General features: G+C 66.7%; 7 protein-coding genes. 3 read left to right on the forward strand and 4 right to left on the reverse strand.

Features of this window, described 5'->3' with window-relative positions; genetic code table 11:
• Positions 1-5: 5 nt before the first annotated feature.
• The 3 genes from tssH to GSQ93_RS20430 all read left to right on the forward strand — a co-directional run bounded on the left by tssH (position 6) and on the right by GSQ93_RS20430 (position 4,951).
• Positions 6-2,732 (forward strand): type VI secretion system ATPase TssH, encoded by a 2,727-nt coding sequence (gene tssH / locus GSQ93_RS20420; RefSeq protein WP_158937449.1) that lies wholly within the window; start codon positions 6-8, stop codon positions 2,730-2,732.
• 83 nt (positions 2,733-2,815) lie between these two features.
• Positions 2,816-4,117 carry a type VI secretion system-associated FHA domain protein TagH gene (tagH, locus tag GSQ93_RS20425; protein ID WP_158937450.1) on the forward strand — a complete coding sequence of 434 codons (1,302 nt, stop codon included), beginning with the start codon at positions 2,816-2,818 and terminating at the stop codon, positions 4,115-4,117.
• A gap of 9 nt (positions 4,118-4,126) precedes the next feature.
• Complete coding sequence (locus tag GSQ93_RS20430) at positions 4,127-4,951, forward strand: PP2C family serine/threonine-protein phosphatase (protein WP_158937451.1); 825 nt, start codon at positions 4,127-4,129, stop codon at positions 4,949-4,951.
• 82 nt (positions 4,952-5,033) lie between these two features.
• Here GSQ93_RS20430 and tssC read toward each other — a convergent pair whose 3' ends face one another.
• The 4 genes from tssC to GSQ93_RS20450 form a co-directional block, all read right to left on the reverse strand.
• Entirely contained in the window at positions 5,034-6,536 is a 1,503-nt protein-coding gene (gene tssC, locus GSQ93_RS20435) for a type VI secretion system contractile sheath large subunit (protein ID WP_158937452.1), read from the reverse strand.
• Between the two features lie 44 nt (positions 6,537-6,580).
• Positions 6,581-7,144, reverse strand: coding sequence for a type VI secretion system contractile sheath small subunit (tssB, locus tag GSQ93_RS20440; RefSeq protein WP_367889770.1), 564 nt, complete (start codon positions 7,142-7,144; stop codon positions 6,581-6,583).
• A gap of 92 nt (positions 7,145-7,236) precedes the next feature.
• Positions 7,237-8,373 carry a type VI secretion system protein TssA gene (gene tssA, locus GSQ93_RS20445; RefSeq protein ID WP_158937453.1) on the reverse strand — a complete coding sequence of 379 codons (1,137 nt, stop codon included), beginning with the start codon at positions 8,371-8,373 and terminating at the stop codon, positions 7,237-7,239.
• Between the two features lie 10 nt (positions 8,374-8,383).
• Complete coding sequence (locus tag GSQ93_RS20450) at positions 8,384-12,322, reverse strand: filamentous hemagglutinin N-terminal domain-containing protein (RefSeq protein WP_158937454.1); 3,939 nt, start codon at positions 12,320-12,322, stop codon at positions 8,384-8,386.
• Between the last annotated feature and the right edge of the window lie 69 nt (positions 12,323-12,391).

Here is a 12,391-nt window from a genome sequence, read left to right on the forward strand (position 1 = left end):
AAATCATGGACCGCACCACCTTCGCGATGTATATCGGCAAGTTCAATCCGCTCGTGCACGATGCGATGATCGAAGCGACGAGTTTCTGCGCCAGCCGGCGCAATCCCTACGTCGAACTCGAGCACCTGTTCGAGGTGCTATTACGCGATGCCGGCAGCGATCTCATGCGTATCGTCGATCATTACGGCATCGATGCCGCGCGCCTTGCCGCCGACCTGACGCACGCGCTGGAGCGTCTGCCGCGCGGGCGGACATTGGAACCCGTGCCGTCCACGCCGCTCATCGACGCCATCGACGCGGCCTGGTCCCATGCAACGCTGGTCTGCCACGATGCGCAGGTGCGCAGCGGCTATCTGCTGATCGCGCTGCTCGACAAGTTCCAGAAGCGCATGGTCCTTCTCGCGATGTCGAAGCAGTTCGAGCGCATCAAGCTGGACAATCTGCGTGACAACTTCGACGCCATTACGCACGGTGACGCCGAGGACGGCCTGATTGCGCAGGATGGCGTGGTGTTCGCGAACGCCGCGTCGATGGGGCAGGCGCCTCAATCGGGACAATCGCCGCAATCCGGTCAATCGCCACACGCCGCCGGATCGGACATCCGGCTCGATGCACTCACGCGCTACGCCGTGGATCTCACGGCACGGGCCGCGCGCGGTGAGCTGGATCCGGTCACCGGCCGCGACGAGGAGATCCGCCAGATCGTCGACGTCCTGATGCGCCGCCGCCAGAACAATCCACTTCTGACCGGCGAGGCGGGTGTCGGCAAGACGGCGATTGTCGAAGGCTTCGCGCAGCGGCTTGCGAGCGGCGACGTGCCGCCGGCGCTCGCGAACGTCGCGCTGTTCGCGCTCGATCTCGGCCTGCTGCAGGCGGGCGCGGCCCTCAAGGGCGAGTTCGAGAAGCGCCTGCGCCAGGTGATTGACGAAGTGCTGGCGAGCCCGCGCCCCATCATCCTTTTCATCGATGAAATCCACATGCTCGTGGGCGCGGGCGGTGCAGCGGGCACCGGAGATGCCGCGAACCTGCTCAAGCCCGCGCTTGCGCGCGGCAATCTGCGCACCATCGGCGCCACGACCTGGGCCGAGTACAAGCAATACATAGAAAAGGACCCGGCGCTCACGCGGCGCTTCCAGGCAATCCAGGTCGCCGAGCCGGACGAAGCGCGCGCCCTCGACATGCTGCGCGGCGTCGCGCCGGTGCTGGAGGCGCATCACCGGGTGCATCTGCTCGATGAAGCCATGGAAGCCGCCGTGCGCCTTTCGCATCGCTATATTCCGGCACGCCAGTTGCCCGACAAGGCGGTGAGCCTGATCGACACCGCCTGCGCGCGCGTGACCGTGAGCCAGCACGCGACGCCCGCCGCGGTCGAGGACCTGCAGCGGCGCATCGAGGCGTTGCGCGTGGAGGCCGCGATCCTCGAACGCGAACGGAGCATCGGGCTCGAGCGCGGCGGGCGCGCAGCGGCTCTCAATGACGAGCTTGCCTCGCAGCAAGCCGCGCTCGACAAGCTGCAGGCGCGCTGGAAGGAAGAGCGCGCGCTCGTCGAACAGGTGTTCGCCGCGCGAGCGGCGCTACGCGAGCCCACCGAAGCCGGCGTTCCCGGCGTTCCCGGCGCTTCCGATGCTGCCGCCGCCGACCGGCGCGCAACCCTGCTCGCCGGACTGCGCGACTGTCAGGCCCGGCTCAGTGCGTTGCAGGGCGAAACGCCGCTCGTGCTCTCCAGCGTCGATGAAGGCGCGGTGGCGAGCGTCGTCGCCGACTGGACCGGCATCCCGCTCGGCCGCATGATGCGCGACGAGATCGACACCATCCTGAAGCTGCCGGACATTCTCGACCAGCGCGTGATCGGACAGCGCCATGCGCTCAGGACCATCGCGCGGCGGATCCAGACGGCGCGTGCGCGGCTCGACGAGCAGTGCAAGCCGGTGGGCGTATTCCTGCTGTGCGGCAGCTCGGGCGTCGGCAAGACCGAAACCGCGCTCGCGCTTGCCGAAACGCTGTTTGGCGGCGAGCAGAACGTGATCACGGTCAACATGAGCGAGTTCCAGGAAGCGCATACCGTGTCGACGCTCAAGGGCGCGCCTCCCGGCTACGTGGGTTATGGCAAGGGCGGCGTGCTGACCGAGGCGGTGCGGCGCAGGCCTTATAGCGTCGTGCTGCTAGACGAGATCGAAAAGGCGCATCCCGACGTGCACGAGCTCTTCTACCAGGTCTTCGACAAAGGCTCGATGGAAGATGGCGAGGGGCGCCGTATCGATTTCAGGAACACGATCATCCTGCTTACGTCGAATGTGGGCGATGCGCTCATCCAGCGCGCGTGCCGCGAGAGCGCGTCGCTGCCCTCGCCCGAGGAACTCACCGCGGCCTTGCGCGCACCGCTGCTCGACGTGTTTCCCGCGGCCCTGCTCGGCCGTCTCGTCACGGTGCCGTATTACCCGCTCAGCGACGAGATGATCGGGCGCATCGTGCGGCTGCAGCTCGAGCGCATCGCGCGGCGCGTGGTCGAGCACCATCACGTGTCTTTCAAGTACGACGAGGCCGCGGTCGAGCTGATCGTCGCGCGCTGCAACGATGTGGAAGCGGGCGGACGCGCGATCGGCGCGCTCCTTACCAACACCGTGCTGCCGCGCATCTCGACCGAGCTCCTCAGCCGCATCGCGAACGGCGCGCCGCTCACGCACATCGGGCTGGCCGTGAGCGACGGCGACTTCGACTACAGCTTCGAATGAACGCACCCACGACCCTGTCACTCGCTGCGCACGGGTTTTTCCAGCCTTGCGCGCCAGGCGGGTTTTTCAAGGAAGCACGACCGATGCTCACGCTCACCGTCACCGCCTGCTGCGGGCAGCCGCTCGCCGAACCGCTTAGCGCCTCGTTCGATGACGAAGGTGGCACCATCGGCCGTGCCGAGACCAGCCGGCTCGTGCTGGCCGATCCCGAGCGGCTCGTATCGCGCGTGCATGCGCGCGTCGAGCGCCGCGGGGGCTGCTGGCAGCTCGCGCAGCACGGCGCAAATCCCGTGCTGGTGAACGGCCGCCCGGTCGCGGCCGGAGACGAGGTCGCGCTTGAGCACGGCGATGCCGTGCAGATAGGCGCTTACGACATCATGGTGCGCATCGACTCAGCGGCGCAGGCCTGCTCCGCGTCGTCTTGTGAGTCGTCTCATGCCCAGTTCGCCGACGCGGACAGCAGCTTCGACATACCCGGCCACACCGAGACGGATCCACTGCGCTTTTTCATGCCGGCACACGTGGCCCGGCGCGCAGCGAAGCCCGCTGCGTCACCACTCGCCGAACCGGTGTCCGCGCCCAACACACACCAGGGCGACAACCCGCTGGAGAGCCTCTTGCGCGCGACGCAGGACGTGCCGCCCCGCGCCCTGCCGGAAAGCGGGCTTGGCATCGAGAGCGCGTTCATCACGCCCGAGTTAACGACGCCGCGCGCGAGCGTGGCCAAACCGGCACGCGACGAGGCGCCGGTTGCTCAGGTCAACGTGGACGCGGACGTGAACAGGGACGTGAGCGCGCTGTCGCTGCGCGCCGCTTTCGCACACGGCGCGGGCATCGATGACGCGGACCTTGCGGAATTCACCCCCGAGTTCGCCGAACGGCTCGGCGCGCTCCTGCGCGAAGCCTTGCAGGGCACGGTCGATCTGCTCATCGCGCGTCAGGCGGTCAAACAGATGCTGCACGCGCGACTCACCCTGATCGAGCCGCGCGACAACAATCCCCTCAAGCATGCAGCCAATGCCGATGCAGCGCTGCGCAGCGTGCTCGGCGTACCGCGGCGCGGCTATCTGGGCGGCAGCGCCGCCTTGCGCGATGCCTGCAACGATTTGCGAGCGCATCAGTTTGGCTTTCTGGCGGGCTTGCGCGGCGCTATCGGCGGAATGTTCGAACGCTTCTCGCCGCAACGCATCGATGCGCTGCTGCCACCGCCCTCGAATGCGCAGAACCTTCTGCCGGTCCTGCGCGACGCGCAACGGTGGCGCAGCTTCGCGGCGCTCTATGCGCGTCTCGTAGGTGAATCGGAAGAAGATTTTTTCACGCTGTTCGGTGCGGCATTTCGTTCGGCATACGAGGAATCCGCCGAGCAGCATAAACATCAAGATTAGAGGAACCCGATGCGTTTCGATCTTGCCAGCATCACGGATCGCGGCGGACGCCGGAGCAACGAAGACCGGCTCGCGCTTATCCGGCACACACGGCTGCTGGCGGGCGTCGTCGCCGATGGCGCCGGCGGCCACGGCGGCGGAGACGTCGCGGCGCAACTCACCGTCGACACCGTTTGCGCGGTGCTCGGTCAATGCGCGATGCACACCGCCATCAGCACCGCGCAACTGGCCGATGCGCTATTCGCCGCGAATCGCGCCATCGTGCAGGCCCAGGCAGCCGGTGGCGTCCTAGCGCACATGCGCTCGACCGCCGCAGTCCTCGCCATTGATCCGCTCACCGCGAGCGCCGCCTGGGCGCATTGCGGCGACACGCGCATCTACTGTTTTCGCCAGGGGCGCACGGCGCTGCAGACCGTCGATCACAGCATGGTGCAGAACCTGGTCGATGCGCGTCTGCTCGCCTCGCACGAAATGCGCGGCCATCCGATGCGCAGCCTCCTGCTCGCCGCGCTCGGCACGACCGATGCGCTGGAAGTGGAGGCGGCGACCTCGCCCTTCGCGATCGCGGATGGCGACACGTTCCTCGTCTGCAGCGACGGGCTGTGGGAACACATAGACGAAGCCGAGATGATCGAGTCGATCGGCGAGGCCAACGACGCCAATGGCTGGCTTGCGGCGCTCGCCACGCGCGTGCGGCGTGTCGCGCCGCCGCAGGCAGACAACCTCAGCGCGGTTGCCGTGTGGGCGGGCGCGCCGAGAGAGGTGACGATCCTGGCCTTGAAGCCGGACGACCCGGCCGCGGCCCAGACTCGCGGTGTGAGGATCACTTCATAAATCGCTTCATAGATCACGTGATAAAAAAAGCCCCGCCGGCGTGGCGGGGCCTGCGAAGCCGTGCGCTCGCGCACAGCCTTTCCTAGCCTTTCACTTCCGGCAAGCGTGATACGAGCCGCAGCGACACGCCCAGCTTTTCCAGTTGATAATGCGGCCGCAACCAGAACGTCGCGCGGTAATACCCCGGCTTGCCCTCCTCTTCCTGCACCTCGACCTTGGCGGCCGCCAGCGGCTTCTGCGACTTGGTGATGACCGTCGAATTGGCCGGATCGCCGTCGACGTAATCGCTGATCCAGCCGTTCAGGAATTTCTCCATGTCCTCGCGTTCCTTGAACGAGCCGATCTGCTCGCGGCACAGATGCTTGAGGTAGTGCGCGAACCGGCTGCATGCGAACACGTAGGGAAGCCGCGCCGACAACTCGGCGTTCTCGTTGGCGAAGGAACGATTGTATTTGGCCGGCTTCTGCAAGGTCTGCCCGCCCATGAACACCGCTTCGTCGCTGTGCTTGCGATGGATCAGCGGCAGCAAGCCGTTGTTGGACAGTTCGAACTCGCGGCGCTCGGAAATGGCGATTTCCGTCGGGCACTTCGAGTCCACGCCGCCATCGTCGGTCGGGAATGCGTGGAGCGGCAGGTTCGGCACGCTGCCACCGCTTTCAGCGCCGCGGATGCGCGTGCACCAGCCATACAGCTTGAACGACCGGTTGATGTTCACCGCCATTGCATAGGCGGCATTGGCCCAGGCGTAGCGTTCGTGGTTGGTGCCGTCGACGTCTTCCTCGAAATCGAACGCGCTCACCGGATCGGTATTCGCCCCGTAAGGCAGGCGCGCGAGAAAGCGCGGCATGGTGAGCGCGAGATAGCGCGAATCGTCGGAATCGCGCAATGAGCGCCAGGGCGCGTAGTCGTCGGTCACGAAGATCTTGCTGACATCGCGCTTGTTGTCGAGTTCCTGCCACGAATCGAGACCGAGCAGCGACGGCGCCACGGCGGCCACGAACGGCGCATGCGCGGCCGCGGCCGTCTTGGCGATCTCGCCCAGCAGCTTGACGTCCTGCGGATGATGATCGAAGTAATAGTCGCCGATGATCGCACCATACGGCTCGCCGCCCAGCACGCCGAACTCGTGCTCGTACACGCGCTTGAAGAACGGCGTCTGATCCCACCCCGCGCCCATGGCGCCGCGCAGCATGTCGCCCAGCTCCTGCTTCTTGATGTTCAGCACGCGGATCTTGAGCTTGGTGTCGGTCTCGGTGTTGCGCACGAGGTAGTCGAGTCCGCGCCAGGCGCCTTCCAGCCGTTGGAAATCCGGGTGATGCAGGATCAGGTTGACCTGCCGGGTCAGCTTCTCGTCGATTGCCGCGATCATCGCATCGATGGTGCGCAGCGTGTCGTCGGAGACAAGCGAATCCTCCTGCAGCGCCTGCTGCGCGAGTGTCTGAAGGGCGCTTTGCACGGCGCGTTCGGCCTCATCGGTGCGGGGCCGGAATTCCTTCTGCAGCATGTTGTAGAAGAGGTCGAATTTGGCGTCAGCCGCCTCGGGCGCGAGCGCCGCGGTCTCAAGATTGGTGATGGTGTCGGGCATGGCAAAGTCCTCGCTGGCGAGTCATGAAGATCGTTGAGGGTTGGTCATTGATCGTTGGGAGAAGCTGCGCCCGGATTCGCTGGGTCCGCGGCGTCGTCATCGGATGCACCCGGCATGGCCGCGTCGTTCCGGCCGGCGGCCAGCAGCCTGAGATAATCTGGATTCCTCAACGCTTCGGTGAGCGCCTTCTCCGCCCCGCCCCTGCCGTCGAGCATCAGCTTGAGGCGGTCGAGTTGCATGCGGACCTTCAGGTACTCGTTCAGTTCGGGCACGTTGCGCGCGATCGCGCCCGGGCCGAAATCATCCATCGACGTGAAGGTGAGCGCGACCTGCAGATTGTCCTCGTCGGTCAGGGTGTTCTTCACGGTGAAGGCGACGGACGGTTTCATGGCTGCCAGACGTCCCGCGAAGGTGTCGATGTCGTATTCCAGGAAGTCACGATCGTTGACGGGCGGTACGGTGTCGGTCGTCTTGCCGCTCAGGTCGGACAGCACGGCCATGACGAACGGAAGTTCCTTGCGTTTCTCCGCGCCGCCTTCCTCAACATCCATTTCGATCTGCACGCGCGGCTCGCGGTTGCGGCTGATCCATTTCTGTCCACTATCCATGATTTGCATCCTCCAAAAAGACGACAGTCAAGGGACTGTCGACAAGACGATTCACATCGCGCGTATTGAAAAAAACCTGGACTTCGGCGACATCAATTGCGCTCGGCGCCGACACCGGCGATGGCGCGAACCTGTTGCAGCGCGTCCGGCACGAGTTCGCGCATCACGCCCAGAAAATCCATGCCGAGCAACGCGCTCGCGCGACGGATCAAGAGCGGCGCGGGATGCGCCGGCTCGGACTGCTCCAGAAAGGCGCTCACCGCGTCGAGCCAGGCGATGGCGTCGGCGCGGGAATTGAGCTTGCCGGTGGCCGGATGCGCACCGCGTGGCGCGGCTGGCAAGGCTGGCGTGCGCTCGCGGTTGCTCCCGTTCGCCTCCGGTGGTGACATGGCGGCGCCGAGTGCTTCGGTTGCCGTGGCGGCGGCTTTTTCGGCCTGGCGCGCGAAGGCATTGCCGACGGCCTGCGCAAGCGCCTCGGCAGTCTGCGCGAGCTGCTCGAAGCGCGGCGCCGACGGCTCGACGCAGCGCTCGTGCAATGCGTCCTCCAGCGCGGACACCGCGCCGGGCAGGCGCAGCGCGACCTCCAATCCTGCACGCTGATCGCGCACGGCGGTGTCGAGCTGCTTGTGATACTGATTGAGCGCCGGGGCGGGCAGCTCGTCGCGCTCCGCCCGCTCGATTTCACGCACCGTCGGAACCGGGCTGCGCATTTGCACGAGCGGCAGGTCGCGCAGCGCGCGCAGGAAGGCGGGGCCGCGTAGCGTAGTCAGCACGTTGCAACGCCACGACGCGTCGAATTCGCCGGGCGCATTCGTGATCGCTTTCAGCTCGGGGTGCAGCGTGTCCCAGAAGCGCACCACCAGTTCGTGCAGCAGATGCAAGCCCGCTTCGCAGCCGGCGAGGCCGTTGAGCGCGACAGCCGCCTGAATGTAGATGAGCGCCACGCGCAGGTCTTTCGAGCGCATCAACAGGTTTTCAGCGCGAGCCTGAATGTCGATCCAGTTCGGCGGCACCGCCGGCTTCACGTCGTTGCCGATGCTCTTCTCGGGGCTGCCTAAAACGTCGATTTCGAGCGCCAGGAACTCACGGTCATTTTCGAGGTTCGGGCCGCCCGGCGCCGCGCCGGGCACGGGCTCGAGCATCGGCTCGAGCGTTTCGTACAGTAACGTGCCGGCGTGTCCGTTGATCGATTCGGATTCCTGCATGTCGATGCCTCGTGTGTAGGTCATGGTGCCGTCCTCAGAAATCGCCGCAGCCGTGTGGCCGGTTGACGATGATGCAATTGTTCAGATTGGGCTGCGAGCGCACGCGCCGCCATTCGACGGCGAGCGTATCGGGCGCGGTATCCGCGGGCAGGTTCGACGCCAGCGGCTGATTCGAGCCCATGCACACCGACGTGCCGCCGCGCGACATCACGCCTGCGAGGTTGTTGTCGTAGAGGAACGAATGCTGTGCGTCAGTGAAGAAGGATTGCAGGCCGGTTTGGGTGAATAAGGTTCCGGGGGCGTTTTGTTGGTTGGTGATGGGATCGCCATTCGGGTCTTGGGCCGTACTGGTGCCGCCGATAGGTCCGTTATTGCCGTTGCCCGAGCCGCCGTTGCCTGGGCCGCCGTTGCCTGAGCCGCCGTTGCCCGGGCCACCGTTACCCGGGCCACCGTTGCCCGGGCCACCGTTACCCGGGCCACCGTTGCCCGGGCCGCCGTTACCTGGGCCGCCGTTACCTGGGCCGCCGTTACCCGGGTCGCCGCCCTCACTCCCCGCGTACAGGAAATGATTAGCCTGCATATCCGGATTACAAGCGCCATACACGCATCCATACACGTTCGGCGTCGTGCCGCCTGGCGACACCGCTCCGCGCGTTTCACCGGTCTGCGTGTCGGCCCAGATTCGCCAGGTCGCGCCGGACGACACGTTGCCCGCACCCGCATTGACGAAGTGGCCACCCGGCCCGTCCATCACAAGATCGAACGCACCGCCCGTTTTCAGGTTCACGATCGTCGCGCCGCTCGCGCCCAGCCGGTCGCCAACGCCATGCAACTGCGCGGAACCACCGCCAAGCCCGATGTTTCCCGTCAGCGCCCGTGCGAACAGCGCACCGTTCACGGTCGAGTTCGACGCGTCGATCACATTCGCCGGCCCGTTCTGCGCCACGCTGCCATACGCCGAGCCCTTGAGCGCGCCGATATTGAACCCATGCGCATTCACGAACGTGACGCTGCCCGCGCCAGACATTGCCAGCGTGTTGACCGAATTCCCCGCGCTGGTCAGCGAAAACGCGCCCGGTCCGCTCAGCAGAAGCGCATTGGCGGTCACCGCGTCCGGCATCGTAACGGCGCCCGCCGAGGCAAGCGCGAGCATCTTGCCCGCCACGTTCACGGCGCCGTAAGCGAGGATGCCCTGACTGCCCGCCCCCGTGTTCTCCAACGTGAGATTGGTGAGAAACGGGCTGGCCGTGTCAACCGTGATGCGCCCGGTGTGAGTCGCACTTCCCACGATCAGCGTGTCTACGCCGGTCATCTGCGCGAGATCGGTGAGGGAAAGTCCGAAGCCGCCCGACGGCTCGCCGATCACGATTGACGTCGCGTTAGCGGCGGCAAGGGCAAAGTTCGCATCGACGCCGCCTGGCATCGCGACGAGATTGCCGGTGCTCGCGAAGCGGTTCTGCGTGCCGCTCGTCCCAAGGTCGAGCGCGCCGCCGTTCGTGCCGCCTTGCGCGCGCAGGATGACGTCGCCCTGCTGGCCGGCGCCGCCGATCGTCGACCCGCGCGCGACAATGCCCGCACCCGCGCCCGTCCCCTGCCCGGACAGCGCGACATAGGCTTGCGGTCCGCCCGAGGTGGACATCGACGCCTGGTTGAGCGAGACACCGTTGACGCTGCCGGTCTCTTTGAGAGGCAAGCCCAGCCCGCGCACGTCGATCGCGCCGCCCTGCGTGCTCACCGACACGTTCTGCAACGAGACGCCAGACTGAGACGAAAGTGCCGCGAGCTCGGCAATCTCCGCCACTGGCGGCGCATACACCTTGCTGCCGTACAGTGAGATCGAGCCGGAGCCGCTTGTCAGCTTGCTCGAGGAAACAAGCGTCGCGGACGGGTCATCGAGATTGGGTGGATACGACTCGATCGACAAGCCGCCACCTGTTGCGGTGAGGCCGATCGAGCCGCTGGAGGTGGTGATGCTGCTGTCGTTCATGGCGATGCTGGTGCCGGTCATGGTGACCGCGCCGCTGGTCGCCAGCCCGTTCAGGACCCGCGTGTCGATGCTCACGCCGTTCATTCCGATGACCGGCGCCTGCACGCTGAAGTCCCCGCCGTTCGTGACGAAATTCGCGGCGTCGAGCGTCACGCTGTGGGACGGCGTGGCCGGATTGTGATAGTCCGTCTGCATCGATACTCCGAGCGCGCCAGCATTGGGCGCGGCGCTCACCGAGGTCGCGCCTTCGTTCGATACTTCAATATTTCCATAGGATTGCAGCGCGAATTGCACGTTGCTCGGTGCGCCTTGCGCGCTCTTGAGGATCGAGGCATCGAGGTAGATCGTGCCGGCCGGCTGCGGCGCGACGGTGGTGTACTGCGGCGCGGCCGCCACCACGGCGCCGCCCGTATAGGAGCGCACCGTCACCGACGTGCCATTGCTGAGCGCGCGGTCGATCGCATCGGCGCTCACCTGGCCCTGCGCGGGAGGCGCTTCGTCCGCCACGATACGCACACCGCCGCTACCCGTTGCCACGAGCGGCGGATTCGCGACGATGTCGATGTCGACCCCCGCCGGATCGATCAGCCATTGCCCCGCGGCGCCATTGACCGCATGCGCGCTGACCTGCGCCTGGCTCACGTCGAGCGTGGGCGACGACGTTTCGACCGTGCCGCCGTTCCCGCCCAGCGCGCCACCCGAGGCCGAGAGCGTGCCGGCAATGGTCGCGGCCGCGCCATCCACGATCACCTCGCCGCCGGCACCCGCCGCCGGCGCTTCGGTGCCCGCCAGCACATATTTGCTGGCAGCGGCCGGCGCGGCGGCGTCGGCGCGCACCCGCGCGCCCGCATCGATCTGCACGCTGCCCGCGCGGGTCAGATCGACGGCCGTGCCCGATTGCAGCGCACTCTCGCCAATTCCACCGATTCGCACGCGCCCGCCGCCCGCGCCTTGCGCGGTGGCCGCCGTGCCGTTCGCATCGACGAGCGCGGTTGAACTCAGGTGCACCGTGCCGCCCGTGACATCGATGTTGCCGCCGCGCGCAGGTACGCCGTTGGCGCCGCCGCTGGCGTCCAGCGTGCCGGTGACCTGCACCATCCCCGAGCCGCCGTCCAGCACGATGCGCCCGCCGCGCGTCGCGACTGACCGCGCGCGCACGATGCCGTCCTGATTCAGCGCCGTCGAGATCAGGTCATCGGCGGTGCGCAGCGTCATCAGCGCCTGACCGCCGTCGGCCACGATCATGCCCTGGTTCTCGATAGCCGCGCGCAAGGCGTTGCCGTTGACAACGATCTTGGTGAGATCGTCGGCGGCGAAATCCAGCGTTACGTTACGCCCCGCCAAGAGCGCCGCCGTGCCCGCATTGGCGCTGACGACGCCGTCGGTGCCGTTGATGACGTTGCCGCCGATCAAGGCGACGGTGCGCGTCGCAGACGGCGTGTTCTGCGGCGTGGTGGCAATGAGATTGCCGTGATTCTCGACGGTGCCCGCAACCCCATCGCCGTTCATGTTGAACCCGAAGTTGTTGCTTGTGAGCGTCTTGCGGTCGAGCGGCAAGGTCGACAGCACCAGCGCGCCCGCCGTCATGGTCGCGCCGTTGAACACGGTGATGCCGGCCGGATTGATCACGAACACGCGCCCGTTCGCCGTCAGCGCGCCCGCGATCCGCGTGGGTGCGCTCGTGACCACCTGGCTGACCAGCGTCGAGTTCGTCGTTGGCTGCTTGACGACCACGCTTGCCTGCGAGCCGATATCGAAGCTCGTCCAGTTGCTGACCACTGTCGGCGCGCTCTGGTTGATGGTGAGGGTGCGCGGGTCTTTGCCCGTCGTTACGCTGATGCCTGGATTGGTGCCGCATTGCACCGGCAGCGCGTTGGCCGCGGGCGCAGGCAGGGGCGCGGGCACCGGTGGCGCGGCTTGCGCCTGCGCCTGAAAGAGCATCCACGCGGCGACGGCCAGCGTGCTCAGGGCGAGCTGTGTCTTCATCGAAATCTCCCGCCGCGCGCGCGGCATGACATCGGTTGCGGCCACGGTCTGCGCGGTCCGCGCGGTCTC

This window comes from Burkholderia sp. S171 (genome assembly GCF_009766085.1).
In the GTDB taxonomy this organism is placed as follows: domain Bacteria; phylum Pseudomonadota; class Gammaproteobacteria; order Burkholderiales; family Burkholderiaceae; genus Caballeronia.